We start from the raw sequence: 25530 nt of genomic DNA on the forward strand, positions 1-25530 counted from the left end.
TTCTATTAATATGAAAAAAACTTAGCACATTATAGCAGGGAAGTCTATTTTTAATCTGGAGGAATTTGAACAATTAGCAAGTGTTTTAGATGGAACAATGTGGAGCTTTACAGTATATCTCCCTGGATACTAATGGACTGAAGCAGTGTGCATTAAGCTTCGAAACCATCGGGGAGGCCCGATTATGAAACATGAAGCTGAAAGCCTTTTTTTACCATATATTGAGGAAATGCTTGATTTCAAAGTAAGTCTAGGCTATCAAAGACACACGTATGAAGGTTTTCTTCGTGATTTTAGTAGATTCTGCGGGGAAAATTATCCGAAGGATGACAGACTGACCATGGAACTTGCCTATGCATGGGCGGTGAGACGATCTACTGAAAGTCATTCAGGATTCCGGAGAAGGCTTACCCCCCTAAGAGAATTCGGAAAGTATCTGAATGCGATTGGTATCGAGAGTTATGTTATACCTTCTAATTTTTCAGGAGGAAGTTCTTCCTTTACACCATATATATTTACAGATGAAGAGCTTATAGCTATTTTCACTGAAGCTGACCGCCTAAAGAGAAATAAAAACACACCAAATCGGCATATAATTGTCCCTGCGTTATTAAGAATGATTTATTTCTGTGGTCTCCGTCCGAATGAAGGACGTGAAATCAAGAAATCAGACGTGGATTTGGATAATGGCACCCTCTTTATTCGTAAGAATAAAACGCATAGAGAACGAATTGTACCAATGTCAGATGACTTAAGAAATTTCTGCATAAATTATAATGAAAACCTTAAAATATTTTCACCCAAAAGCGAATACTTTTTTCCAAACCCAGACGGCAACCCGTATTCGGCTAAATGGCTCACTAGACAATTTCTTTCGATATGGGAACGTGTTCAACCTGCGCAAGGTTCTAGAAGAGTGCGCGTATACGATCTCCGTCACAGATTCGCTTCCGCGGTAATGATGAATTGGCTAAACGAGGGCGTAGACTTATATGCAAAGCTTCCATACCTAAGCACATATATGGGGCATGCCAGATTTTCCGATACCGCCTATTACATCCATCTTCTTCCCACGAACCTGACTCGTTCCAAGGCGGTTGATTGGGATTCATTTTCCGTACTGATACCAGAGGTGTCGCCATGGTGAAATCGGAAAGCTTGAAGTTTTACCAGATGGTACGGGATTTCCTCACAGTCTATTTGCCAAAACAAAAGGCAAGCAGTGCGAATACAATTAAGGCTTACAGAGAGTCGTTGAATCTCCTTCTAGAATATCTAAAAGAGGAAGAAAACCTTCAGTTGATGGATATTTCTTTTGATAAGATATCTAGAAAAACAGTGGAAGGCTATCTTCATTGGCTAGAAGAAACTCGCAAATGTAGTGTACCGACTAGAAATCACAGGCTTTCTAGTATACGTTCTTTTTATAAATATGTGGGAAATAGGGACCTGTCGGTCATGGCCTATACTCTTGAATTTGAAAAGATACCTATCAAAAAGGCGGAGAAAACCCAACAATTGAAATTCTTTGAAGAAGATGCATTACAGGAAATTCTTGCACAACCAGATACATCTACTAGAAAAGGGATACGGGATTTATTTTTCATGATATTGATGTACGACACTGCCGGCAGAAATCAAGAAGTACTTAACTTAAAAGTCAGCGACATTCGTTTGTCTACAAAGGAACCATATGTAGTATTAACGGGAAAAGGAAACAAAATAAGGATTGTACCACTTATGCAGAGAACCATTGATCACTTTAATAATTACATTAAAATTTTCCATGACGGAAAGTCTACAGACGAATTTTTATTCTACGTTAAACAAAAAGGGAAAAGACAGCCAATGTCAGCTGATAATGTCGCTAAATTTATGAAACAATATGGAAAAGCAGCGAAAGAACAATGCAATAAAGTACCTGAAGGTCTTCATCCACATATGTTTCGTCATTCCAGGGCAATGCATCTTTACCGTGGTGGTATGCCGCTAGCACTCTTATCCGAATGGTTGGGACATGCACAGTTGGAAACAACCAAGATTTATGCATATGCGGATACACAAATGAAACGGGAGGCTATAGAAAAAGCAACAAGCAGCCTAAACCCACTATCACAGAATCGGAAAGTTACTTCATGGCAGAATGATGACGAATTAATTAAACGTCTTTATGGTTTATTATAGAAATAATTATTCCGACTTTTAAGCTATGAGCCATCAAAAATATAATAATGACCTTGTGGTTTCGATGCCCAACTTATAAAAGTCGGAATAATCCAGAGGTCGGGATAAGTGGTGTTATCCTGACTTCTGGATAACACCACCGGACGTGAACCTCTCAGCTCATCCGGCTCCCGTTATTCAGCCACAGGCTTAATACCTAATTCCCAGTGCTTAAAGAGTCTGGGATTTTGCTTTGCAATTCTACCTATAAAATGTTCTGCCCTTTTCTTATGCTTGGCTAATTTCTTATACTTTCTTCCTTGCCCACATAATTAAAGCTTTATTAACGTGCCTTAAGGCAGAATACATTTCAGATTTGTAGAATTTCCCATAGTAATTAATCCACCCTTGAATTACGGGATTAAACATATTTGAAAGGTCTTTGATATCTTTTTCTGCTTTCAATTGCAGTTTCCAGCTTCTTACTTTTTGCCGTATTGACTTCTTCGATTTATTGCTAATGGCAGGAGTGAAATTGACAAAATATTTGCCCCACCTGTTCTTTGACAGTCGAGGCCTGAATGTATAACCTAGAAAATCAAATGAGATATTTTCATGCTCTTCTTGTACCCCCGGCTTTCTTCGGGATTTCCACGGCTTTAACCGATGGTGGAAAGTAACTTCCAGATGACATTCGATTCCATATTTTATACAGATTATCCTTAAGGTTTTCCTCAAATTCGTCAAGGGACTGTTCATCAATTCCCGCTGAGCCTTTGTTTGCTTTCACTTTTAAATATGCTTCGTATACTATGTTCTTAGATATTGCATATGGTTTTGTTTTACTCATAAGTTCCTCCCATTTGATGGTTGACTTGTTTATAAAACTGAATAACATAACCCCTTTGCTCCGCCTCCGTTAGGAGGTTTCATTGCTACTACGAGTTATTCCGCCCCTATACATGGCATTGGTACTCTGATTCTTGTGGGGTATCCACTTGAATTTCTCCCTTGGCATCCATGTCGTAGGTTCCCACGTTCCACACAAAAGCCTGTATTAAGTTCACGCCGCCTTTATACCGGTCACCGAACGGACAGTAAGCAGGTTTCTTCCGAACTTATCCCGAGTTAACGACTCCCCCTCGGTTTTGATGACATCCCTACGCTTTCGATACTTCTTCAGCGGTTCACTGGTTTTCGTCTCCTTAATACGTACCTGACAAGGTCTAGCCCTGCCTTTTCTCTAACGCTCAATACCATAGCTTTTGACTACAGCACCTTAGAGTGGTTTGCAATCTCTACCTGTATAGCGATTACGAGAGGCCTACTCTCATCTTTTGTGCAGCAGGCTTTGTTGCTTACGCACCAAGCCTTCGTGGCACACAATCATCGGCATATCTGACAATGTAACATTCTTTTAGCTTAGATTTTTTAAGTGCCTGTGCTTTACTTCCAGAATGTTTATAGTCATGTTGGGTCTGAAAAGTTTCCCATTGATTACTGACCCACCAATCGAGTTCATTTAGAACAATATTCGATAAAAGTGGGGAGAGAATGCCACCTTGCGGTGTTCCTTTTGTTGGTACACCTTCTCCAACAATCTCTGCTTTTAATAGTCTGGATATAATAGAAAGTAATGCTTTATCTTTTATTCCAAGTGACCAAATTTGCTTAAGTAATTTACTATGGTGAACGTTATCAAAAAATCCCTTTATGTCTACATCAATGCAATGATAAAGCCTTGCCATATTTATAAGCGATTCAAATCTCGCTTTTGCATGGTGTGTGCTTCTATTTGGTCTGAATCCGTAGCTATGTTTATGAAATTTCGCCTCGCAAATTGGTTCCAATATCTGTAAGATACATTGTTGGACAATTCTATCCCATATAGTCGGGATACCCAATGGTCTTACTTTTCCATTTGCTTTCGGAATAAAAACACGTCTAACACTATCTGGTTCATATGTTTTAAACATATTTCGGATGTGTTCAATAACTTCCTCAACTGACAAGTGTTTAATATCATCGATTGTTAACTTATTTGTTCCAGCTGTTTTACTCCCAGTATTTCTTTTGATGTTTCGATAAGCAAGACGTATATTTTCATTAGAACTAATTAAGTTCATTAAATCATAGAAATTTTGACCATTAACACTTTGAGTATATAGGTTATCAAAACAATGTTGCATATTATAGTACTCGCTATGTCTCAGTTTCTTCCGTTTCAACAAGTCGGTGACTCCCTTAGGAGTTGAACCTCTATTAGTCTCACAAGAACCTTGTTAACCGATAAAGAACTGCCATACATGGTTGAATGATTCTTCATTAGTCTAGTGGCTATCCCTCCATGTTGATTAGACATTTCATTGGTACTGTGCCACCACTTTCACTGAAACAAAGTTGAGTTATACAATAGCTATTTTCACTATTGCTTTCCTTAACACCGTTTCAAGGGAAGTAAGTCCTCCACGTTATCAGCTTACAACGTTGAATTATATCTATTATAGAATGAACTTAGGTGCTTCCTGTAAGCCTGTTAGCCGTTCATATGCCTATAACATATCATGGACTTTCATAATTGCTAATCTTACTCGACCACTGCTAACCTCACATTTAAGTGATATACACATTTCTACGTATTGCCAGTTTAGACCCGTACCTTCGGAAGTTTGTCAGCGTAACCCTTTATGGTAGGTTTATTTGCATTCTCACCATATTCAATCAACTCAAGCATCATGATTTACACCACCCCATCGGGTAGGCTTTCGTCAGCTAAATAGCACTGTTACGGTAAATTCTCACGCCTTTTTACCGAGCTTTTAACACTGTCATTCTTACTAACCCAAGTGCTAATCGACTAAGAGAGAACCCTTCCGAGCGTTACCTCTTCATTTGATTCTTCGATATAATCCTTCAATCCCACAAGGGATTGCCTAGTCTTTACTGAAGTGATGTGACCACCCTCCATTTAAACTAGGAACATTTCGCACAACAATCTGGCCCGATTGTTGCTTTGTCACAATTCAGCTAATCAATGTAATTGTATCAAAATTCATTTCAAAGCTACACCTTTTCTTTAAATTATTTGTATGCTACTCGTATGTTACGTGTATGCTACGTGTGAATTTTTCTACCAATTTAAACGTCCCCATATACAGTAAAATCCCCCAACCATAAATGGTTGAGGGATTTGCAAGTGTTGATTTATTAACGTTTTGAGAACTGTGGTGCACGACGTGCGCCTTTAAGTCCATACTTCTTACGCTCTTTCATTCTAGGGTCACGAGTCAAGTAACCTTCACGTTTTAATGAAGCACGATATTCTGGATCGGCTTGTAATAGCGCACGAGAAATTCCATGACGAATTGCACCAGCTTGACCAGTGAATCCACCACCGTGAACATTAACTAGAATGTCATATGTTCCTTCTGTTTCTGTTGCAACTAATGGCTGGTTTAGAATAAGAAGCTGTGTTTCATATGGGAAATATTCTCTTGCTTCACGACCATTGATTGTGATATTACCTGAACCTGGTACTAAACGTACACGTGCAGTTGATTTTTTACGACGTCCTGTGCCGTAGTATTGTACTTGTGCCAATGAATTTACCTCCTTTGATTACCCACGAAGCTCGTATACTTCTGGTTTTTGTGCTTGATATTTATGCTCTGGACCTGCAACAACATGTAATTTTTTACCCATTTTGCTTCCTAATGGACCTTTTGGCAGCATACCTTTTACTGCAAGCTCGATCATACGTTCAGGGTGCTTAGCACGTAAATCTGCTGCGTTACGCTCTTTCAGTCCACCTGGATGATTAGAATGACGGTAATACATTTTGTCGTTCTCTTTGTTCCCAGTTAATTCGATTTTCTCTGCATTGATGACGATGACATAGTCTCCTGTATCTGCATGCGGAGTATAAGTTGGTTTATGCTTTCCACGAAGGATAGTAGCAACTTCACTCGCAAGACGACCTAGACGTTTGCCTTCTGCATCAACAACAAGCCATTTGCGTTCAATGTTCGCTTCATTTGCCATGAATGTTGTGCGCATGATAGATTTCCCTCCATATATATAAAATCCGTTTCATATTTTGTATTTTAAGTTTCTTAAAACATAATTAGATTCCGGGGCTAATCATGGTTTAGAAATAAAATGCCATAAATCATAATATAACATAATGGGTAGGTTTGTCAAGGTTTCTCTTGATTTTTCTATAAAAGAAACCTCATTCAGCAGAAGTTTTACGAACGATTGCATCGGGATAAACTACCCGCATTAAATATAAACCTTCTGGACCGATTGTTTTGCCTATTTTACTGCGGTCTTTTGCCGCGATTAAACCTGGTATTTCCTCTGGTTCCCATTTTCCTTGACCAACATCGAGAAGGAAGCCGGCAATTATACGAACCATATTATACAGGAAACCATCCCCATGAAATATGAAGCGAAGACCAGACTCCTTCGTTTCACAGCTTACAGTATATAGCGTACGAACTTTGTTTCCTTTGACACTTGTTTTCACCGAAGAAAATGTAGTAAAATCATGCGTTCCCTCGAAATAGGTGCATGCTTCCTTGATTTTGTCGACGTCGAGTGCGTGCGGAAAATGATAGGTATAATTCCGGCTAAATACGTCCCGTTCTGGCGCCGTTCGCACGAAGTAATGATATTCCTTAGCTATAGCGTCAAAACGCGCGTGGAAGGCATCTGTGACGATTTCCACCTTCGTTATATAAATGTCTTCCGGGAGCAGTGCGTTTAAGGCTTTTTTCCAATTTTCCACAGGCAACTGAAGCGGGGAATCAAAATGGATGACTTGCCCTTTCGCATGAACACCAGTATCCGTACGACCTGAACCATGGATGCGAATGGTTTGTCCCTTATGCATTTTCTGTAAGCTTTTCTCCAGTTCACCTGCCACCGTTCGCTTATCCGGCTGGATTTGAAAGCCAAAGAATCCCGAGCCATCATAGGCTAGCGTGCATTTTATTCGTCTCATCTTGCAACCCTCACCCATACATTCTTGTTACAAATAGAGTAGCTACCACGAGGATAAAGACGATATAACCCATTATATCGAACTTTGTAACTTTTAATTCTCTTAATTTCGTTCGATTATCCCCACCCTGGTAGCCCCGGGCTTCCATTGCCATTGCCAGCTCCTCAGCCCGTTTAAATGCACTGATGAACAAGGGCACAAGTAACGGGACAATTGCTTTCACCCGCTCTTTTAACGGTCCCGTGCGGAAGTCAACCCCACGAGAGGCTTGCGCTTTTGATATTTTATCCGTTTCCTGCATCAGTGTCGGAATGAAGCGTAAAGAAATCGACATCATCAACGCGAGTTCATGCACAGGGAATTTAAATCGCTTCAATGGATGTAACATATCCTCAATTCCGTCCGTAATCTCAATCGGCGTCGTCGTTAATGTTAATAAAGAAGTAACAAGGATCAAGAGAAAGAAACGGATTGAGATAGCGAACCCTTGAATAATTCCTCCCGAATAAAACTTGAAAATCCCCAATTCAAAAACGACTGTCCCCTCTTTCGTGACAAACAGATGGAGAATAAAGGTGAAAACGATCAGAAACCAAACAGGCATTAGACCTTTCATAATAAAACGAATTGGTACCTTACTCGTAAACATCGCAGTTAAAGCAAATACAATTAAAATCCCATAGCTCGGCACATTATTTGCAAAAAAGACGATAAAGACAAAGAAAAAGATAATTGTTATTTTCGTTCGGGGATCTAAACGGTGAATGAGTGAATTCCCTGGAACATATTGACCGATGATTAAGGAGTTACTCATGAAAATCCACTCCTTTTACAACTTGCTGGATCTCTTCTGCAAGTTCTTTCATCGACTGATTATGGAATGGAATCGGTTTGCCGATTTTTTTCTCGAACTTAATCAGGAACTCCACGACTTCCGGAACATCCAGCTGAACACTCTGGAGTGCTTCCTTTTGACTAAACACGTCAACGGGGGTTCCTTCCATAAACTTCTTTCCCTTGTTTAAAATCAGGATATGATCCGCATACTTCAAGGCATCCTCCATACTGTGAGTGACGAGAATCGTTGTCAGGCCTTCCTGCTTATGCAATTCATAAAACATGTCCATAATTTCTTTCTGCCCTCGGGGATCAAGGCCTGCAGTCGGTTCATCAAGCACGAGCACTTCCGGCTGAATTGCCAATACGCCAGCTATTGCAACTCGTCGTTTCTGCCCCCCACTCAAATCGAAGGGGGAGCGTTCCAGCAGCTCTTCCGGTAGATGCACCTGGCGGATAACTTGCCTCGTCCGTTTCTCAATTTCTTCTTGCTGGACGCCAAAGTTTTCCGGTCCAAAAGCAATATCCTTTGCGACGGTCTCTTCAAATAGCTGGTGTTCCGGGTACTGGAACACCACTCCGACCCGACTCCGCAGTTCTTTCATGTTTTTCGGTTTTTCCTCGTTGGTCAGCTTGAAATCACCGATGTGCACTTCCCCTTCACTTGGGGCAGATAGTCCATTCAGATGCTGGATTAAGGTCGACTTACCTGAACCCGTATGGCCAATAATTGCTACAAATGAGCCAGATGGAATATGGAATGACAAGTCATCGACCGCTTTATGCTCAAAGGGTGAATTACGTTGATAGATATATGTCACGTTCTTGAATGTAATGTCCATAGTTCCTCCAGTAGTTCCTCTTGATTTAATGGTTCTTTCGTAAGTTTTACATCGACTTGTTTTAATTCCTCTGCCAATATGGCGACAAATGGGACATCAAGCCCGATTTCTCTCAGCTCTTTACGCTTTGAAAAAATCTCTCTCGGCGTCGCTTCTGCCCATATCTCACCCTGATTCATGACAATAACCCGTTCCGCCTGGACAACTTCTGCAAGATCATGGGTAATCGTAATAAGCGAGAGTCCGCGTTGTTCACTCAACCCCGAAACAGTATCCATGATTTCTTTTCTTCCTTTTGGATCAAGCATGGCCGTCGCCTCATCTAAGATCAGCACTTTAGGTGAAATCGCCAATACACTCGCAATGGCGATCCGTTGTTTCTGGCCACCAGAAAGTCGATGCGGTTCCGTAAGACGATAATCCGACATCCGAACAGCTTGAAGTGTTTCTTCAATTCTTTTAATCATCTCTTCCCGAGGAATACCCCGGTTTTCCATTCCGAACGCTACATCATCCTGTACCGTTGCACCAACAAACTGGTTATCCGGATTTTGGAATACCATCCCAATTTCCCGCCTGATATCCCAAATCGTTTCTTCATTCACGGTAATACCATTTATTAAAATCTCCCCTTGTTGGGGAAATAGTAGGCCATTCACTAGTTTTGCGATAGTTGATTTACCTGAACCATTATGTCCGATAATCGCAACAAATTCATTTTCATAAATTGTAAAAGATAAATTTTTCAAAACCCAAGGCGAGTTCTCCTCATAGCGAAACGACACATTCCGAAACTCAATCAATGCCTTCCTCATCTTATCAGCCTCCTCCGCTCCAAATGCGGACCTTTCTATTCTATGTATTAGTATATCTCAATCTAGACGGAGAATCAGTATCTAAATCCCCTGTCAAAGATTTTCACGAAGAAAGGTACTCCACTCTTCTCTGCTAATTGTAATCCCGTTTTAAATTTATTATAAGGATAATAGTTCGCATCTATTTCAAGCAATCCTATCAGCTACCCAAACAGAAGAAACAGAAGCTATTGGGCACTGAGAAGATCTATCAACAACGAAGACACATAAAATAACAGCCATTAGGGAGTTGAAAAGCCTCATCAACGACCGATACTCCAAAAACAGAATCCAGTCGGTCGTTGAGGAGCGTCCTCAACACCCTACCAACATGATACAAGCTTCATACGGGTATTGATAACAAACCCTATCTTCAACAAAACAACTCAACTTTCGCAGTCTGAAACAGCTATGAATAGCTTAATGAAAAAACAAAAAACCGTTGGATGCTTTCATTCAGCGTTAGTGCAACTTTCTTCTGGAGGTCCGCAGTCCAGACACCTCTCGCTTTCCGCGGACGGCCAGTGAGCCTCCTCGGGCTAATGCCCTGCGGGGTCTCACCAGGCCTATCGACGAACAGGATGTTCTAATGCCGGCATTGGTCACAGGACGTGACCGTACTTAGCCGGCCTCCCGCAGGAGTCTCGAGGTGTCTGGACCACTCCCAGGAAAGGCCTGATCCGGAGCACTGTTTATTATGCTAGGAATAGAACACTCATCATGATGGGATAGTATCTCCAAAAATAATAACACTCTCTACCAGTTCAGTTGCCCAGAAGACGGTGACTCCTACGGGAATAGCACGAGTCCGAAGACCCCGCAGGAAGTGCTTTTCTTCCGAGGAGGCTGAGGCCGTGCCCGTGGAAAGCATCCGTTCTCTGGGCAACTGAACGGCAATCAGGACGCTATAAAAGGAAACGAGCAAAACACTTACGCTGAATGAAAACGTCACAGACTTCATTGACTGGGAATTCTTGATGAAGTTGAGTATAAAACAAAAAAGGGCTTGGATTCACCTCTGTGGAGAGATATCGTCCTGCCCTTGCCGTTTTTTGATTAAACTAATTCAATGATTGCCATGGGCGCTCCATCACCTTGGCGCTCACCTAGTTTAAGTACGCGCGTATAGCCGCCTTGTCTGTCTTCATAACGTTTTGCAACATCATCGAAAAGCTTTTGAATTACTGAGTTGTCTTCTGCAGTTTCTTTATTGTAAAGAAAAGCTGCTGCCTGGCGACGTGCATGAAGATCGCCACGTTTTCCGAGTGTAATCATTTTATCCACTACAGATCTAAGCTCTTTCGCTTTTGCTTCTGTTACTTCCAGGCGTTCATGAATAATTAAATCAGATGCAAGGTTACGAAGTAGTGCCATACGATGATCTGTGGTACGTCCTAACTTTCTAGTCATGGACTATCCCTCCTTTTTCCAAAATCTCAAGGTGACTGCTTTAATCGTCATTTCGTAAACCTAAACTAAGATCAGCAAGCTTTTGTTTTACTTCATCTAATGATTTACGACCTAAGTTACGTACTTTCATCATGTCCTCTTCAGTCTTCGTTGTTAGTTCCTGAACAGTATTGATCCCAGCACGCTTCAAGCAGTTATATGATCTTACAGAAAGATCAAGTTCTTCAATCGTCATTTCCATTACTTTTTCTTTTTGGTCTTCTTCTTTTTCAACCATGATTTCGACATTCTGAGCTTCATCTGTCAGTCCGATAAAGATGTTCAGATGTTCAGAAATAATCTTTGCACCTAAAGAAATAGCTTCTTCCGGGCGGATACTTCCGTCTGTTGAAACTTCGAATGTTAATTTATCAAAGTCTACAACTTGCCCAACACGTGTATTTTCCACTTGGTAGGTTACACGTTCTACTGGTGTGAAAATCGAATCTACCGGAATGACTCCAATTGGTTGTTCTTCATGTTTATTTTCCTCAGCCGGGCGATAGCCGCGACCGCGTTCAGCAGTCATCTTCATATACAAGCGACCTTTACCGTTAACCGTTGCAATGTGAAGATCTGGATTCATTACTTCGACATCACTGTCATAAGTTAAATCTGCAGCAGTCACATTAGCTTTACCCTGGATATCTAATTCTAATGTTTTTGGTTCATCAGAGTAGATTTTAAGTGCGAGCTTTTTTAAATTCAAAATGATCGTTGTTACATCCTCAACCACGCCATCAACCGTGGAAAATTCATGCAATGCTCCGTCAATCTGAACTGAAGTAATAGCAGCACCCGGAAGTGAGGACAGCAAAATACGACGCAAGGAGTTTCCAAGAGTGGCACCATATCCACGCTCAAGAGGTTCAACTACGAATTTTCCAAATGTAGCATCATCACTAATTTCAACCGTTTCAATCTTTGGTTTCTCAATTTCAATCATTCAATAAAACCCTCCTTAAAAACGTCAAAACCCCGGCTAGACACAGATCGTCTAACCGAAATTCCTCAAGTAGGCAGCCCGTGCAATCTTGCACTACCTGTCTTTCCTTTGTACATACCTATCTATCGTTAATAAAACGTGCAGAGTATAATTTTACCATTATAACCCAGTATAGACAGGGTGACAAAATCTATACGATGTTATCCAAAAAGCTAACGAATCAGCCCTTAAATAACCGAACTACAGTGAATTATACACGACGACGTTTTGGTGGGCGACAACCATTATGAGGAACCGGTGTTACGTCAACAATTGCCGTTACTTCTAGGCCTGCTGCCTGAAGGGAACGAATTGCTGCTTCACGTCCTGCTCCTGGTCCTTTAACGGTTACTTCGAGACTTTTCATACCATTTTCAACTGCTGTTTTAGCTGCAGTTTCAGCTGCCATTTGAGCTGCAAAAGGAGTAGATTTACGTGAACCTTTGAAACCTAGTGCACCTGCAGAGCTCCAAGATACAGCATTTCCTTTTTCATCAGTAATCGTTACAATTGTGTTGTTAAATGTAGAACGGATATGTGCAATACCAGTTTCTACTTGTTTTCTGACACGGCGTTTGCGTGTGTTTGTATTACGAGCCATCTAAAATGTGCCTCCTTTCAATTATTACTGTTTCTTGTTAGCCATTGTTTTACGTGGGCCTTTACGCGTACGAGAGTTGTTCTTTGTCTTTTGTCCACGAACCGGTAAACCGCGACGGTGACGTACACCTCTGTAAGATCCAATTTCAATCAGACGCTTAATGTTGAGGGATACTTCACGACGTAGGTCCCCTTCAATCGTAACAGACTCTACAGCTCGTCGAATACGTCCGAGTTCGTCTTCTGTTAGATCGCGTACACGAGTATCTTCAGAAACGTTTGCCTCTTTAAGGATTTGTTTTGCAGTCGTTTTACCAATTCCAAAGATGTACGTTAATGAAATAACGACTCGTTTATCACGTGGAATATCAATACCTGAAATACGTGCCAAGATCATGCACCTCCTATATTAACCTTGTTTTTGTTTGTGTTTTGGATTTTCGCAAATCACCATTACTTTACCTTTTCGCTTAATTACTTTACATTTTTCGCAAATTGGTTTTACAGATGCTCTTACTTTCATCCTTATTACCTCCTTTAAGATCGGAGCATTATTTATAACGGTACGTAATTCGACCTCTTGTTAAATCATACGGAGAAAGTTCAACTGTAACCTTGTCACCTGGTAAAATTCGGATATAGTGCATACGAATCTTTCCAGATACATGCGCTAAAACAGTATGACCGTTTTCGAGTTCGACATGAAACATTGCGTTCGGCAGTGTTTCCGTTACAGTACCTTCTACTTCAATAACATCATCTTTTGCCATTTGTTTGATCTCCTTCCTTTAAATCAGTCACAAGCCCAAGTACTCGTCAGGATGGTAAATCGCAATTTCCCAATTGTGACATGATCAGTTTCTAGAAGGCTATTGGGATATGTGGAGAAAAGCTGTCGAGCCCTAGTAATAATTAGTTACCTCAAGCTGCATCTGCTTCGATTTACTCCATCCGCTAATATTAATGTACCTTTTTAACCCGCAGTTTCCGGGATCTGTGTACGTTACGTTTTAAGCTTTCAGATGAGCTTTTAAAGTTATAGCTATCTGTAAGTTACTACGCCCTTCATTATAACGTCAGAAGGCCAGAATTGCACCTAATCCGGTCATCCTCTGTTACGCTTTGTTATCCAGTATTTCCTGAACTTCCTGGAAAACAATCTCAATGTCTTGATCTCCATTTACTCGAGCAAGATAGCCTTTATTCTCATAGAAATCGAGTAATGGTTGCATTTGTTCGAGGTTTACAGCTAAGCGATTCTTCACCGTTTCTGGTTTGTCATCATCACGCTGGATTAATGCTGAACCATCTTTATCACAAATCCCTTCCTCTTTCGGAGGATTGAATTTCACATGATAAGCTGTTCCACAAGTTGGACAAATCCGCCTGCCAGATAAACGCTCCACTAAGTTTTCTGCTGGAACATCTACGTGTAACACGAAATCAATGGTTTCATTTAATTCGGAGAGAATCTTTTCCAAGCTTTCCGCCTGAGCAATCGTTCTTGGAAATCCATCCAGAAGAAAGCCGTCTTTACAGTCGTCTTTCATTAGACGTTCTCTCACGATTCCAGTCGTTACTTCATCTGGAACAAGTGCTCCTTGATCCATATATTCTTTAGCTTTTTTTCCCAGGTCTGTACCTTCTTTAATTGCTGCTCGGAACATATCCCCTGTAGAAATATGAGGGATGTTATATTTTTCATTTATTTTCTCTGCCTGAGTACCTTTACCAGCACCAGGTAGACCCATTAAAATCAAATTCAATCGTTTCCCCTCGCTTCTTCAATGTCGGCAGGAAATTACTTGATAAAACCTTTGTAGTGACGTTTCACTAGCTGGCCTTCAAGTTGCTTCATAGTTGTTAATGCAACCCCTACAACAATTAGTAAGCTTGTTCCGCCGATTTGTACGGATTGTGGTAAGTTCGCAAGACTTCCTAATATAATAGGCAGTATGGAAACAGCAGCCAAGAAAAGCGCTCCTACAAATGTTAGGCGTTTCAATACGCGTGATAAATAGTTTTCCGTGTTGTGTCCTGGACGGATACCCGGAATATACCCACCTTGTTTCTGCAGATTCTCTGCCATTTGTTCCGGATTCACCTGAACAAATGTATAGAAATAGGTGAATGCGATAATTAACGCTGTATAGATAACCATTCCGATCGGTTGTGTATAATCAAAGATCATCATAATCGTATCTGCAAAAGAATTTCCCTCATAAAAACCAGCGATTGTCGTTGGAGCTACCATGAAAGCAACTGCAAAGATGACCGGAATTACCCCGGCAGCATTTACTTTAATCGGTAGATGAGTGGATTGCCCTCCAACCGGTGAACGGTTAACGAGGCGTTTTGCGTATTGTACTGGAATTTTTCTCAGTGCCTGGTTGACGTAGATTACACCAACAGTTACTGCGATAATAACAAGTACAATAATGGCTACGATAATAATGTTGATGAATAGTTCATCCCCGGCATTTACGAAATACTGGCTGAATAGTTGATTAACTCCATTTGGTACAGCAGCAACAATTCCTGCAAAGATGATAATGGAAATTCCATTCCCTACTCCATGAGCAGTAATTTGTTCACCTAACCACATAAGGAAGGCTGTTCCTGCTGTTAATGTCACAGCTATTATCAAGAATTTCCCAAAGCCCGGATCTTGGATTAGTAAGCCGCCTGCCATTGCATTAAACCCAATTGACATGACTATTCCTTGAATAAACGCAAGCCCAATTGTACCATAGCGCGTGACTTGAGCAATTTTCTTACGGCCCATTTCTCCTTGTTTCTTCCACTCTGTAAATTTCGGGACAACATCCATTTGCAAAAGCTGCATTATGATGGATGCCGTGATATAAGGCATAATCCCCATAGCGAATATGGAGAAGTTCTGTAATGCCCCTCCACCGAACGTATTAAGAAATCCGAATACGTTTTGTTGCTCTGTCATAAAACCAAGTGCTGTCCTATCTGTGAATGGTACAGGAATAAATGTGCCAAGACGGAAAATAACAAGCATGGCTAGCGTGAATAGTATTTTCCGTCTAATGTCAGCGACACGCCAGAAATTGGAGATTGTGCGAAACATTAGATCACCTCAGTTTTACCGCCCGCAGCCTCAATCGCTTCTTTTGCAGCTTGAGAAAACTTATGAGCTTTTACTGTGAGCTTCTTATCAATCGTGCCATTACCAAGTACTTTGATACCTGCATTTAACTTACTCACGACACCATCTTCAAGTAATAGCTCTGGTGTAACTTCAGTGCCTTCTTCAAATTGATTTAATTTATCTAAGTTTACAATTGTATAATCTTTACGGTTAATATTCGTAAAGCCTCGTTTAGGTAAACGTTGGAATAAAGGTGTTTGTCCACCCTCAAATCCTGGACGTGTACGACCGCCGGAACGAGCTTTTTGCCCTTTCTGTCCACGGCCGGAAGTTTTACCGTTCCCGGAAGACATTCCGCGTCCAACACGGTTTCTTTCTTTACGAGTACCTTCGTTTGCTTTTAATTCATGAAGTTTCATCGGAGCACCTCCTTATCTCTAGTATTTCTTACGCTTCATTCACGTCTAATAAGTGGGATACTCTATTAATCATACCACGGGTTACTGGTGTGTCTTCAAGTACCACTGTTTGACGGATTTTCTTTAAACCGAGTGCTTCAACAGTTCTGCGTTGTACTTCAGTACCGCCAATAACACTGCGTTTGAGGGTGATTTCTAATTTGTTAGACATATTGTTTCCCTCCTTATCCTAACAGTTCTTCAACAGACTTTCCACGTAGTTTCGCTACTTCTTCTGCTGTTTTCAGATTTTCTAACCCATTGATTGTTGCACGGATCACATTAATTGGAGTACTTGCTCCGTGTGACTTTGTAAGAATATCCCCTACACCTGCAAGCTCTAAAACCGCACGGGCTGGTCCACCGGAGATAACTCCAGTACCTTCAGTAGCTGGTTTCATCATTACGTTACCAGAACCAAAACGTCCAATAATTTCGTGTGGGATTGTAGTACCTACAAATGGTACACGAATTAAGTTCTTCTTCGCGTTGTCTACTGCTTTCTTGATTGCTTCTGGTACTTCTTGAGCTTTACCAGTACCGAAACCGACATGGCCGTTCTTGTCGCCAACTACAACCAATGCAGCAAAACGCATGCGGCGTCCACCTTTAACAACTTTAGAAACGCGGTTGATGGATACAACACGTTCTTCTAAATCTAATTTGTTCGCATCGATTTGATTATTCATTAAAATGGTAACCTCCTTTGTCGATTAAAATTCGAGACCTGCTTCTCTAGCAGCCTCAGCTAATGCTTTAACGCGTCCGTGATATAAATAGCCTCCACGGTCGAATACTACAGTTTTGACACCTTTTTCAATTGCGCGTTTTGCAACAGCCTCTCCTACCTGTTTCGCAGCTTCTATGTTACCACCTTCTGAGATGTTCAATTCTTTATCAACAGTAGATGCGCTGGAAACTGTAACACGATTTTCGTCATCGATTAACTGTGCATAGATATGTTTATTAGAGCGGAATACGTTCAGACGTGGACGTTCAGCAGTACCAATTACGTCTCTGCGTACACGTGCATGTCTCTTTTTCCGCATTTCATTTCTAGCTGGTTTTGTGATCATCAAGGTCACTCCTTCCTCACCTAACTAATCTTACTTAGCAGTCTTACCTTCTTTACGGCGTACGTATTCGCCAACATAACGAATTCCTTTGCCTTTGTATGGCTCTGGCGGACGGATTGCACGAATGTTCGCTGCAACTGCTCCAACTAATTCTTTATCGATACCTTTTACGGTTAACTCTGTGTTTTTAGGAACCTCAATTTCAATTCCATCAATAGCGTCGATTTCTACCGGATGGGAATAACCTGCGTTAACTACTAGTTTATTGCCCTGCATTTGTGCACGGTAACCAACACCAGTGATTTCAAGTGATTTTTCGAATCCTTTTGTCACACCTTCAACCATGTTCGCAATCATCGTACGGCTCGTTCCGTGTAGGGAGCGATGCTCTTTAAGGTCGCTTGAACGTTCTAATGTTAAGACGTTATCTTCCAATTTCACAACAATATCTTGATGAATTTCTTTTGAAAGCTCTCCTTTAGGTCCTTTAACGGATACCTTGTTACCATCGAGCTTCACTTCTACCCCTTCTGGGATTTCAATCGGCTTTAATCCTATACGAGACATTTTCTGCACCTCCTTGGGTTAAAAAATATTACCAGACGTATGCAAGCACTTCGCCACCGATTTGTTGGCTGCGGGCTTCTTTATCCGATAGTACACCTTGTGAAGTAGACACGATTGCAATACCTAATCCGTTCAACACTCGTGGTACTTCATCAGCTTTCGCGTAGACACGTAAACCTGGTTTACTGATACGTTTGATTCCTGTAATTACTTTCTCTTCGTTCGCACCGTATTTCAGGAAAATACGCAGTACACCTTGTTTGTTGTCTTCAATATATTCATAGTCCTTAACGAAACCTTCACGTTTCAGGATATCAGCGATTTCTCTTTTGATCTTTGAAGCAGGAAGCTCCAATTTTTCATGTTTTACTGTAACCGCATTTCGAATGCGAGTAAGCATATCTGCGATTGGATCTGTCATTACCATTCATCATTACCTCCTTCCCAAATTGGGGTTTACCAGCTTGCTTTTTTGACACCAGGAATTTGACCTTTATAGGCAAGTTCGCGGAAACAAATACGGCAAAGTTTAAATTTACGAATTACAGAATGTGGACGGCCACAACGCTCACAGCGTGTATACTCTTGAACTTTATACTTCTGTTTACGTTTTTGTTTTGCAATCATTGATTTTTTAGCCACTATTTTCCCTCCTTATTGCTTGGAACTTATTTTTGGAAAGGCATGCCTAACTCAGATAATAGTTCACGAGCTTCTTCGTCTGTATCAGCTGTTGTTACAATAACGATATCCAGTCCGCGTACTTTATTTACCTTATCGTAGTTAATCTCCGGGAAAATGAGTTGTTCTTTCACACCTAGTGTGTAGTTTCCACGTCCATCAAAAGCATTTTTGGAAATACCACGGAAGTCACGTACACGTGGAAGTGATACTGCAATTAGCTTTTGTAGGAACTCATACATGCGCTCACCACGAAGGGTTACCTTTGCGCCGATCGGCATTCCTTCACGTAGACGGAAACCAGCAATTGATTTCTTCGCACGAGTGATTAGTGGTTTCTGACCAGAGATTAATGATAGTTCTTCGACAGCACTATCCAATGCTTTTGAGTTTTGTACCGCGTCACCAACACCCATGTTGATTACGATCTTTTCGATTTTTGGTACTTGCATAACAGATTTATAGTTAAATTTATTCATTAAAGATGGTGTAACTTCATCTTGAAACTTTTCTTTTAATTGGTTCATCTTGGCGCCCTCCTTTCAACTAGAAACTTATTTATCTAACGCTTCTCCGGATTTCTTAGCGATTCTTACTTTCTTTCCGTCACGAACTTCATAACCAACACGAGTTGGCTCACCGGATTTAGGGTCAATTGGTAGTACGTTGGACACGTGAATTGCAGCTTCTTGGTTTAGAATACCGCCTTGTGGGTTTTCTTGAGAAGGTTTCGCGTGTTTCTGTACCATGTTAACTCCTTCGACAAGTACACGGTCTTTCTTTGGATACACTTCAAGAATTGTACCTTCTTTGCCGCGGTCTTTTCCGGATAATACTTTTACTTTATCACCTTTTTTTACATGCATGCTTGACGCACCTCCTTAGTAACGAAAGATTCACTTATAATACTTCTGGAGCAAGAGATACGATTTTCATGAATTTAGCATCACGTAATTCACGTGCAACCGGGCCGAAGATACGAGTACCTCTTGGGCTTTGGTCATCACGGACAATTACTGCAGCATTTTCATCAAAACGAATATATGAACCATCTATACGACGCGCACCAGATTTAGAGCGAACGATAACTGCTTTAACGACGTCACCTTTTTTGACAACGCCTCCTGGTGTTGCTTTTTTCACTGAGCAAACTACTACATCACCAATATTCGCAGTCTTACGGCCTGATCCGCCTAAAACTTTAATTGTCTGTAGTTCACGAGCACCAGAGTTATCTGCAACTTTCAAACGACTTTCTTGTTGTATCATAACACTGTTACCTCCCTTCGGATCTGTTCCGAATCAACTTAAATTAGATAATGATCGCTTCTTCTATGATTTCCACTAGGCGGAAACGTTTTGTAGCTGAGAGTGGACGTGTCTCCATAATGCGCACGATGTCACCAGTCTTCGCTTGGTTGTTTTCATCATGTACTTTGAGCTTTTTGGAATACTTTACACGTTTACCATATAATTTATGAACTTTATACGTTTCAACTAATACAGTAATGGTTTTGTCCATTTTGTCAGAAACAACGCGGCCTGTGTATACTTTACGATTGTTACGTTCAGACATACTTAATTAAACCTCCTCTCTTCAAGTCAGTTATTTGCGGTTAATTCACGTTGACGTGCAACGGTTTTTAAACGAGCAATTGATTTACGTACTTCACGAATACGTGCAGTGTTTTCCAACTGACCTGTAGCAAGCTGGAAGCGTAAATTAAATAATTCTTCTTTTAGTGATTTTACCTTTTCATCAATTTCGGCAGTGGTTAATTCTCTTATTTCTTTAGCCTTCATTGCTTTCACCACCAATTTCTTCACGTTTTACAAATTTCGTTTTAATCGGCAATTTGTGAGAAGCAAGACGTAAAGCTTCGCGTGCTACTTCTTCATTCACTCCTGCGATTTCAAACAAAATTTTCCCTGGTTTTACTACTGCTACCCAGCCTTCTGGAGCACCTTTACCGGAACCCATACGTACTTCTAATGGTTTTGATGTATAAGGTTTATCCGGGAAAATTTTAATCCATACTTTTCCGCCACGTTTCATGTAACGTGTCATTGCAATACGGGCAGCTTCAATCTGACGACTTGTAATCCAGCTAGCTTCTGTAGCTTGTAGACCGTATTCTCCAAATGAGACTGCTGTACCGCCTTTTGCTTGGCCTCTCATTTTACCACGGTGTTGTTTACGATATTTTACACGTTTAGGCATTAACATACAAAGTGCCCCCTTCCTTAGTTTTCTTTTTTAGTTGGAAGGACTTCCCCACGATAGATCCACACTTTAACGCCAAGCTTACCGTACGTTGTATCAGCTTCAGCGTGAGCATAATCAATATCAGCACGTAATGTGTGTAGTGGTACTGTTCCTTCACTGTAATGTTCTGCACGAGCGATGTCCGCACCGCCGAGACGTCCAGATACTTGAGTTTTAATTCCTTGTGCACCAGCACGCATTGTACGTTGAATAGCTTGCTTCTGCGCACGACGGAATGAGATACGGTTTTCTAATTGACGCGCGATGCTCTCAGCAACTAGTTTCGCATCAAGATCAACCTTTTTAATTTCCACAATGTTGATGTGAACTCTCTTACCAGTTAATTTATTTAATTCTTTACGTAGAGCTTCAACTTCTGAACCGCCCTTACCAATTACCATTCCTGGCTTACCAGTGTGAATCGTAATGTTCACTCGGTTTGCTGCACGTTCAATCTCGACAGAAGAAACAGCAGCAATCTTTAAGCGGTTATCAAGGAATTCTCTAATTTTAATATCCTCATGTAGTAAGTCTGCATAGTCTTTATCAGCGTACCATCTTGACTCCCAGTCTTTAATGATTCCTACGCGAAGACCCGTTGGATTTACTTTTTGACCCACTAACTACCCCTCCTTCTTTTCAGTTACCACAACTGTAATGTGGCTTGTGCGTTTATTAATTTGACTTGCACGTCCTTGAGCACGTGGACGGAAACGTTTCAATGTAACACCTTCATTTACATATGCTTCGGAAACAACTAGGTTGTCTGTATCCATTTCGTAGTTGTGTTCTGCGTTTGCGACTGCAGAGTTCAACACTTTCTCTACGACTGGGGAAGCACTGCGAGGTGTGTTCTTTAAGATTGCGATTGCTTCACCAACATCTTTTCCTCGAATTAAATCAACGACTAAACGTACCTTACGAGGAGCGATACGAACCGTTTTTGCAACAGCTTTTGCTTGCATGCGAAGTAGCCTCCTCTCAAATTAGCGATCTGTTTTCTTATCGTCACCAGAGTGTCCTCTGAATGAACGAGTTGGCGCGAATTCACCTAATTTATGTCCAACCATATCTTCTGTTATATAGACCGGAACATGTTTGCGTCCATCATATACTGCAATTGTGTGACCAACAAAGGATGGGAAGATTGTAGAACGGCGAGACCAAGTTCTAATCAGTTGTTTCTTGTCACTCTCGTTCATTTCATCCACCTTTTTCAATAGATGGTCATCTGCGAAAGGTCCTTTTTTCAAACTACGACCCATGGATAAACCTCCTTCCAGAGCTTAGAGACGGGGTTATTCGTCTCCCGTCCTATTCATTTATTTTTTACGTTTACGAACGATATACTTATTAGACGGCTTGTTGCGTTTGCGTGTCTTGTAACCAAGTGTTGGTTTGCCCCATGGTGATAATGGTGACGGCATACCGATTGGTGAACGTCCTTCTCCTCCACCGTGCGGGTGATCATTCGGGTTCATAACAGATCCGCGAACTGCTGGGCGCTTACCTAACCAACGAGAACGTCCTGCTTTACCAACACGAATTAGTTCATGTTCAATGTTTCCAACCTGACCAATTGTTGCACGGCATGTGCTTAACACTAAACGAACTTCTCCTGATGCTAAACGAACGAGTGTGTATTTACCTTCGCGACCTAGGATTTGTGCTTCTGCACCAGCTGAACGAGCTAATTGACCGCCACGACCTGGTTTTAATTCTACGTTATGGATAATCGTTCCTACCGGAATATTTTCAAGCGGGAGAGCGTTACCTGTTTTAATATCAGCCTCAGCACCTGATTCAACTACTTGACCTACTTGAATTCCTTTTGGAGCTAGGATATAACGTTTTTCTCCATCTGCATAATGAACTAATGCAATGTTTGCTGTGCGGTTCGGGTCGTATTCAACTGTAGCAACGCGTCCTGGTATTCCATCTTTGTCACGTTTGAAATCGATAAGACGGTATTGACGCTTGTGACCGCCGCCTTGATGACGAACAGTAATTCTTCCTTGGTTGTTACGTCCAGCTCGTTTGTTGAGTGGAGCTAACAAGGTTTTTTCTGGGGTATCCGTAGTGATTTCTGTGAATGATGATACAGACATATTACGTCTACCATTTGAAGTTGGTTTAAACTTCTTAATCGCCATCTTTTTTCCCTCCTTCACCTAAATGATTTTTAGCCTTCAAAGAAGTCCAGTTCTTTACTGTCTTCCGAAAGCTCTACGATAGCTTTTTTGCGATCTGAACGGTACCCGCTATATCGGCCCATTCTCTTAAGTTTACCTTTAAGGTTAAGCGTATTTACTTTCTCTACTTTAACGCCGAAGATAAGTTCTACTGCGTCTTTAATTTCTGTCTTGTTCGCTTTAGGGTCTACTTCAAAAGTATATTTCTTATCTGCCATTAAATCAGCACTGTGTTCTGTAATGACAGGGCGCTTTATAATATCACGTGGATCTCTCATTATGCAAGCACCTCCCCTGCTTTTTCGACCGCTTCCTTCGTAATAACTAACTTGTCATACGTTATTAAATCGAGAACATTCAATTCTTCTACAGTAAGTACTTTAACTGCTTGAAGGTTGTTTGCTGAACGAACGATAGTTTCTTCTCTATCAGCAGTCACGATTAATGCTTTGTCATCTACTTTTAATGCATCTAGTAAATTAATGACTTCTTTTGTTTTTGGTGTCTCAATTGCAAGTGACTCTAAAACAAAGATGCCTTCTTCTTTTACTTTAGAAGCTAAAGCGGATTTAAGAGCTAAGCGACGAACTTTCTTTGGCAGCTTGTAGCTGTAGCTGCGTGGTGTAGGTCCGAATACTACGCCACCGCCAACCCATTGTGGTGAACGAATGGATCCTTGACGCGCACGTCCAGTTCCTTTTTGACGCCACGGTTTACGACCACCACCGCTTACTGCAGAACGGTTTTTAACAGCGTGTGTACCTTGGCGAACTGATGCGCGTTGCATAACAACTGCTTCGTGTAACACGTGTTCGTTAGGTTCAATGCCGAAAACTGCTTCGTTTAATTCTACTTCTCCTGCATTACTTCCATCTTGTTTAAACAATGTTACTTTTGGCATGACAAATCCTCCCTTCTTCTAATGATTAATTTCCTTTTATTGAACTTGTAATTTTAACGTAAGATTTTTTCGCGCCTGGAACATTTCCTTTAACTAGTAGTAGGTTTCTTTCTTCATCCACACTTACTACTTCAAGGTTTTGAATTGTCACTTGTTCGCGACCCATTTGTCCTGGCAATTTTTTACCTTTGAATACTCTTGATGGGTCTGCCGCCATAGCCATTGCACCTGGACCTCTGTGGTAGCGGGATCCGTGACTCATTAGACCACGAGCTTGATTGTGGCGCTTAATGTTACCTTGGAATCCTTTACCTTTAGAAGTTCCTGTTACATCAATCTTTTCTCCGGCTTCAAAAGTACTAACGCTAATTTCCTGACCTACTTCATAGTCATCGATATTAGCAGTACGGATTTCACGAACGTAGCGCTTAGGATTGGTACTCGCTTTTTCAGCATGACCTTTTTCCGCTTTACTCGCACGTGATTCTTTCTTGTCTGCAAAACCTAATTGAATGGCAGTATATCCGTCATTCTCTTCTGTTCTTTTTTGTAATACGACGTTTGGCTCAGCTTGAATAACTGTTACAGGGATTAATTCACCAGCTTCAGAGAATAACTGAGTCATGCCGATTTTACGACCTAAGATTCCTTTCGTCATCCGTTACACCTCCTATAAAAACTTAAATTATAATTTAATTTCAATATCAACACCAGATGGTAGATCTAATCTCATCAATGAGTCTACTGTTTTTGGTGTTGGGTTCACAATATCGATCAAACGCTTATGAGTACGCATTTCGAATTGCTCACGAGAATCCTTATATTTATGAACCGCACGTAATACGGTAAATACGTTTCTCTCTGTCGGTAATGGAATCGGTCCGGACACGTTTGCTCCCGAACGTTTTGCCGTTTCAACAATCTTCAATGCTGACTGATCTAAGATACTGTGATCATAAGCTTTCAAACGAATTCTGATTTTCTCTTTTGCCATTATTTTCCCTCCTTCGCCCATATTAATATAGACATACTCCATGAAAATTTCTCAGCACAGCGCCATGGCAAAGCGGCCGGGTGTGCCAACAACCTTTCACTTCATCGCCTTTTTTTGACCAACATTAACATTATACACATAAATGTCTGTCAAAGCAATCCTTTTTATTACTCACGATTCGATTGCACATCTATATATTATACGCAGGTTTCCGTTGAATTGCAAGACTTTATCAAGGTTTTTCGCAAGTTTTTTCAAGGGAAATGCATATTTTTTAAAATTGCGAGCATATAGATGATAATAACCCTTCTTTTTAGAGAAATATAAACGGTTTAAAGCATATTTCTCTAAGATAGTCGCTTCTATCAAGCTCCACCGCTCTCATACACTTTCGCTTTCTGCGGGCAGCTGATGATCCTCAGCGCACAGGACATGCTAATGCAGACGTTGCCACAGAACGCCCGCGAAAAGAAAAAGCGAGAGGCATCGGGACTGCAGACCCTGAAAAGAAATGCATCTTGCTGATTTACCTACATAAAAAA

Annotated in this window: 39 protein-coding genes and 1 pseudogene; 2 read left to right on the forward strand and 38 right to left on the reverse strand. The window is 41.0% G+C overall.

All coding sequences use genetic code 11. The features are described 5' to 3' along the window. Window positions 1–184: 184 nt before the first annotated feature. Together WKU33_RS17275 and WKU33_RS17280 are read left to right on the forward strand one after the other, a co-directional pair. Window positions 185–1147: a tyrosine-type recombinase/integrase gene (locus WKU33_RS17275; protein WP_336252527.1), complete on the forward strand. Its 963-nt coding sequence runs from the start codon at window positions 185–187 to the stop codon at window positions 1145–1147. Beyond that, the gene (locus WKU33_RS17280) at window positions 1141–2184 is read left to right on the forward strand and encodes a site-specific integrase (protein WP_336252528.1); all 1044 of its coding nucleotides are present in this window, start codon (window positions 1141–1143) and stop codon (window positions 2182–2184) included. The genes WKU33_RS17275 and WKU33_RS17280 overlap by 7 nt, the downstream gene beginning before the upstream one ends. A 285-nt stretch (window positions 2185–2469) precedes the next feature. Here the strand turns inward: WKU33_RS17280 and WKU33_RS17285 are convergent, their stop codons facing one another. The 38 genes and pseudogenes from WKU33_RS17285 to rpsJ form a co-directional block, all read right to left on the reverse strand. Continuing rightward, window positions 2470–2628: a group II intron maturase-specific domain-containing protein gene (locus WKU33_RS17285; RefSeq protein WP_336252529.1), complete on the reverse strand. Its 159-nt coding sequence runs from the start codon at window positions 2626–2628 to the stop codon at window positions 2470–2472. A gap of 148 nt (window positions 2629–2776) precedes the next feature. Continuing rightward, window positions 2777–3013, reverse strand: a complete 237-nt coding sequence (locus WKU33_RS17290) for a hypothetical protein (RefSeq protein WP_336252530.1) — start codon at window positions 3011–3013, stop codon at window positions 2777–2779. Between the two features lie 535 nt (window positions 3014–3548). Then, window positions 3549–4391: pseudogene (locus WKU33_RS17295) on the reverse strand (reverse transcriptase domain-containing protein); the annotation flags it as partial. 979 nt (window positions 4392–5370) lie between these two features. After that, the gene (rpsI, locus tag WKU33_RS17300) at window positions 5371–5763 is read right to left on the reverse strand and encodes a 30S ribosomal protein S9 (RefSeq protein ID WP_156857239.1); all 393 of its coding nucleotides are present in this window, start codon (window positions 5761–5763) and stop codon (window positions 5371–5373) included. A gap of 18 nt (window positions 5764–5781) precedes the next feature. Then, entirely contained in the window at window positions 5782–6219 is a 438-nt protein-coding gene (rplM, locus tag WKU33_RS17305; protein WP_156857240.1) for a 50S ribosomal protein L13, read from the reverse strand. 175 nt (window positions 6220–6394) lie between these two features. Continuing rightward, window positions 6395–7168 carry a tRNA pseudouridine(38-40) synthase TruA gene (truA, locus tag WKU33_RS17310; RefSeq protein ID WP_156857241.1) on the reverse strand — a complete coding sequence of 258 codons (774 nt, stop codon included), beginning with the start codon at window positions 7166–7168 and terminating at the stop codon, window positions 6395–6397. 10 nt (window positions 7169–7178) lie between these two features. Further along, window positions 7179–7982, reverse strand: a complete 804-nt coding sequence (locus tag WKU33_RS17315; RefSeq protein WP_336252532.1) for an energy-coupling factor transporter transmembrane component T family protein — start codon at window positions 7980–7982, stop codon at window positions 7179–7181. Beyond that, on the reverse strand, window positions 7975–8847 hold the full coding sequence (locus tag WKU33_RS17320; protein ID WP_156857243.1) for an energy-coupling factor ABC transporter ATP-binding protein: 873 nt from the start codon (window positions 8845–8847) through the stop codon (window positions 7975–7977). Before WKU33_RS17320 ends, WKU33_RS17315 begins: the two co-directional genes overlap by 8 nt. Next, the gene (locus tag WKU33_RS17325; RefSeq protein WP_340455793.1) at window positions 8823–9662 is read right to left on the reverse strand and encodes an energy-coupling factor ABC transporter ATP-binding protein; all 840 of its coding nucleotides are present in this window, start codon (window positions 9660–9662) and stop codon (window positions 8823–8825) included. Before WKU33_RS17325 ends, WKU33_RS17320 begins: the two co-directional genes overlap by 25 nt. 1095 nt (window positions 9663–10757) lie before the next feature. Continuing rightward, window positions 10758–11111 carry a 50S ribosomal protein L17 gene (gene rplQ, locus WKU33_RS17330; RefSeq protein ID WP_156857245.1) on the reverse strand — a complete coding sequence of 118 codons (354 nt, stop codon included), beginning with the start codon at window positions 11109–11111 and terminating at the stop codon, window positions 10758–10760. Window positions 11112–11151: 40 nt separating this feature from the next. Then, window positions 11152–12096 (reverse strand): DNA-directed RNA polymerase subunit alpha, encoded by a 945-nt coding sequence (locus tag WKU33_RS17335; protein WP_156857246.1) that lies wholly within the window; start codon window positions 12094–12096, stop codon window positions 11152–11154. Between the two features lie 250 nt (window positions 12097–12346). After that, window positions 12347–12736, reverse strand: coding sequence for a 30S ribosomal protein S11 (gene rpsK / locus WKU33_RS17340; RefSeq protein WP_156857247.1), 390 nt, complete (start codon window positions 12734–12736; stop codon window positions 12347–12349). Between the two features lie 24 nt (window positions 12737–12760). Next, window positions 12761–13126, reverse strand: coding sequence for a 30S ribosomal protein S13 (gene rpsM, locus WKU33_RS17345; protein WP_156857248.1), 366 nt, complete (start codon window positions 13124–13126; stop codon window positions 12761–12763). Between the two features lie 18 nt (window positions 13127–13144). After that, the gene (rpmJ, locus tag WKU33_RS17350; protein WP_010095733.1) at window positions 13145–13258 is read right to left on the reverse strand and encodes a 50S ribosomal protein L36; all 114 of its coding nucleotides are present in this window, start codon (window positions 13256–13258) and stop codon (window positions 13145–13147) included. Window positions 13259–13286: 28 nt separating this feature from the next. Further along, the gene (infA, locus tag WKU33_RS17355; RefSeq protein ID WP_156857249.1) at window positions 13287–13505 is read right to left on the reverse strand and encodes a translation initiation factor IF-1; all 219 of its coding nucleotides are present in this window, start codon (window positions 13503–13505) and stop codon (window positions 13287–13289) included. A gap of 345 nt (window positions 13506–13850) precedes the next feature. Beyond that, window positions 13851–14501 (reverse strand): adenylate kinase, encoded by a 651-nt coding sequence (locus tag WKU33_RS17360; protein WP_156857250.1) that lies wholly within the window; start codon window positions 14499–14501, stop codon window positions 13851–13853. Between the two features lie 35 nt (window positions 14502–14536). Next, the gene (gene secY / locus WKU33_RS17365) at window positions 14537–15832 is read right to left on the reverse strand and encodes a preprotein translocase subunit SecY (protein WP_188858462.1); all 1296 of its coding nucleotides are present in this window, start codon (window positions 15830–15832) and stop codon (window positions 14537–14539) included. Next, window positions 15832–16272 (reverse strand): 50S ribosomal protein L15, encoded by a 441-nt coding sequence (gene rplO, locus WKU33_RS17370; RefSeq protein ID WP_156857252.1) that lies wholly within the window; start codon window positions 16270–16272, stop codon window positions 15832–15834. Before rplO ends, secY begins: the two co-directional genes overlap by 1 nt. 28 nt (window positions 16273–16300) lie before the next feature. Continuing rightward, window positions 16301–16483, reverse strand: coding sequence for a 50S ribosomal protein L30 (gene rpmD / locus WKU33_RS17375; RefSeq protein WP_156857253.1), 183 nt, complete (start codon window positions 16481–16483; stop codon window positions 16301–16303). A 13-nt stretch (window positions 16484–16496) separates the two neighbouring features. Next, window positions 16497–17000, reverse strand: coding sequence for a 30S ribosomal protein S5 (gene rpsE / locus WKU33_RS17380; protein ID WP_156857254.1), 504 nt, complete (start codon window positions 16998–17000; stop codon window positions 16497–16499). 24 nt (window positions 17001–17024) lie between these two features. Beyond that, window positions 17025–17387 carry a 50S ribosomal protein L18 gene (gene rplR / locus WKU33_RS17385; RefSeq protein ID WP_156857255.1) on the reverse strand — a complete coding sequence of 121 codons (363 nt, stop codon included), beginning with the start codon at window positions 17385–17387 and terminating at the stop codon, window positions 17025–17027. Between the two features lie 30 nt (window positions 17388–17417). Further along, entirely contained in the window at window positions 17418–17954 is a 537-nt protein-coding gene (gene rplF / locus WKU33_RS17390) for a 50S ribosomal protein L6 (protein ID WP_156857256.1), read from the reverse strand. A gap of 28 nt (window positions 17955–17982) precedes the next feature. Beyond that, a complete protein-coding gene (gene rpsH / locus WKU33_RS17395; protein ID WP_156857257.1) occupies window positions 17983–18381 on the reverse strand; it encodes a 30S ribosomal protein S8 in 399 nt (132 codons plus the stop codon). Between the two features lie 29 nt (window positions 18382–18410). Beyond that, complete coding sequence (locus tag WKU33_RS17400; RefSeq protein ID WP_156857258.1) at window positions 18411–18596, reverse strand: type Z 30S ribosomal protein S14; 186 nt, start codon at window positions 18594–18596, stop codon at window positions 18411–18413. Window positions 18597–18622: 26 nt separating this feature from the next. Then, window positions 18623–19162 (reverse strand): 50S ribosomal protein L5, encoded by a 540-nt coding sequence (gene rplE / locus WKU33_RS17405; RefSeq protein ID WP_156857259.1) that lies wholly within the window; start codon window positions 19160–19162, stop codon window positions 18623–18625. Between the two features lie 27 nt (window positions 19163–19189). Continuing rightward, complete coding sequence (gene rplX, locus WKU33_RS17410) at window positions 19190–19501, reverse strand: 50S ribosomal protein L24 (protein ID WP_156857260.1); 312 nt, start codon at window positions 19499–19501, stop codon at window positions 19190–19192. 34 nt (window positions 19502–19535) lie between these two features. After that, the gene (rplN, locus tag WKU33_RS17415; RefSeq protein ID WP_156857261.1) at window positions 19536–19904 is read right to left on the reverse strand and encodes a 50S ribosomal protein L14; all 369 of its coding nucleotides are present in this window, start codon (window positions 19902–19904) and stop codon (window positions 19536–19538) included. A gap of 43 nt (window positions 19905–19947) precedes the next feature. After that, window positions 19948–20211, reverse strand: coding sequence for a 30S ribosomal protein S17 (gene rpsQ, locus WKU33_RS17420; protein ID WP_156857262.1), 264 nt, complete (start codon window positions 20209–20211; stop codon window positions 19948–19950). A gap of 26 nt (window positions 20212–20237) precedes the next feature. Next, window positions 20238–20438, reverse strand: a complete 201-nt coding sequence (gene rpmC, locus WKU33_RS17425) for a 50S ribosomal protein L29 (RefSeq protein WP_156857263.1) — start codon at window positions 20436–20438, stop codon at window positions 20238–20240. Further along, on the reverse strand, window positions 20428–20862 hold the full coding sequence (gene rplP / locus WKU33_RS17430) for a 50S ribosomal protein L16 (protein ID WP_156857264.1): 435 nt from the start codon (window positions 20860–20862) through the stop codon (window positions 20428–20430). The genes rpmC and rplP overlap by 11 nt, the downstream gene beginning before the upstream one ends. 17 nt (window positions 20863–20879) lie before the next feature. Beyond that, on the reverse strand, window positions 20880–21521 hold the full coding sequence (gene rpsC, locus WKU33_RS17435; protein ID WP_156857265.1) for a 30S ribosomal protein S3: 642 nt from the start codon (window positions 21519–21521) through the stop codon (window positions 20880–20882). A 3-nt stretch (window positions 21522–21524) separates the two neighbouring features. Next, entirely contained in the window at window positions 21525–21866 is a 342-nt protein-coding gene (rplV, locus tag WKU33_RS17440; protein WP_156857266.1) for a 50S ribosomal protein L22, read from the reverse strand. A 21-nt stretch (window positions 21867–21887) separates the two neighbouring features. Continuing rightward, entirely contained in the window at window positions 21888–22166 is a 279-nt protein-coding gene (gene rpsS, locus WKU33_RS17445; protein ID WP_340455799.1) for a 30S ribosomal protein S19, read from the reverse strand. A gap of 57 nt (window positions 22167–22223) precedes the next feature. Then, window positions 22224–23054, reverse strand: coding sequence for a 50S ribosomal protein L2 (rplB, locus tag WKU33_RS17450; protein WP_156857268.1), 831 nt, complete (start codon window positions 23052–23054; stop codon window positions 22224–22226). 29 nt (window positions 23055–23083) lie between these two features. Continuing rightward, entirely contained in the window at window positions 23084–23371 is a 288-nt protein-coding gene (rplW, locus tag WKU33_RS17455; RefSeq protein ID WP_340455801.1) for a 50S ribosomal protein L23, read from the reverse strand. After that, window positions 23371–23994, reverse strand: coding sequence for a 50S ribosomal protein L4 (rplD, locus tag WKU33_RS17460; RefSeq protein ID WP_156857270.1), 624 nt, complete (start codon window positions 23992–23994; stop codon window positions 23371–23373). Before rplD ends, rplW begins: the two co-directional genes overlap by 1 nt. Window positions 23995–24019: 25 nt before the next feature. Beyond that, window positions 24020–24652, reverse strand: coding sequence for a 50S ribosomal protein L3 (gene rplC / locus WKU33_RS17465; RefSeq protein WP_156857271.1), 633 nt, complete (start codon window positions 24650–24652; stop codon window positions 24020–24022). A 27-nt stretch (window positions 24653–24679) separates the two neighbouring features. Continuing rightward, complete coding sequence (rpsJ, locus tag WKU33_RS17470; protein ID WP_156857272.1) at window positions 24680–24988, reverse strand: 30S ribosomal protein S10; 309 nt, start codon at window positions 24986–24988, stop codon at window positions 24680–24682. Between the last annotated feature and the right edge of the window lie 542 nt (window positions 24989–25530).

The sequence above is a fragment of the Oceanobacillus sp. HCA-5259 genome (assembly GCF_037892815.1).
Classification (GTDB): domain Bacteria; phylum Bacillota; class Bacilli; order Bacillales; family Amphibacillaceae; genus Oceanobacillus; species Oceanobacillus indicireducens.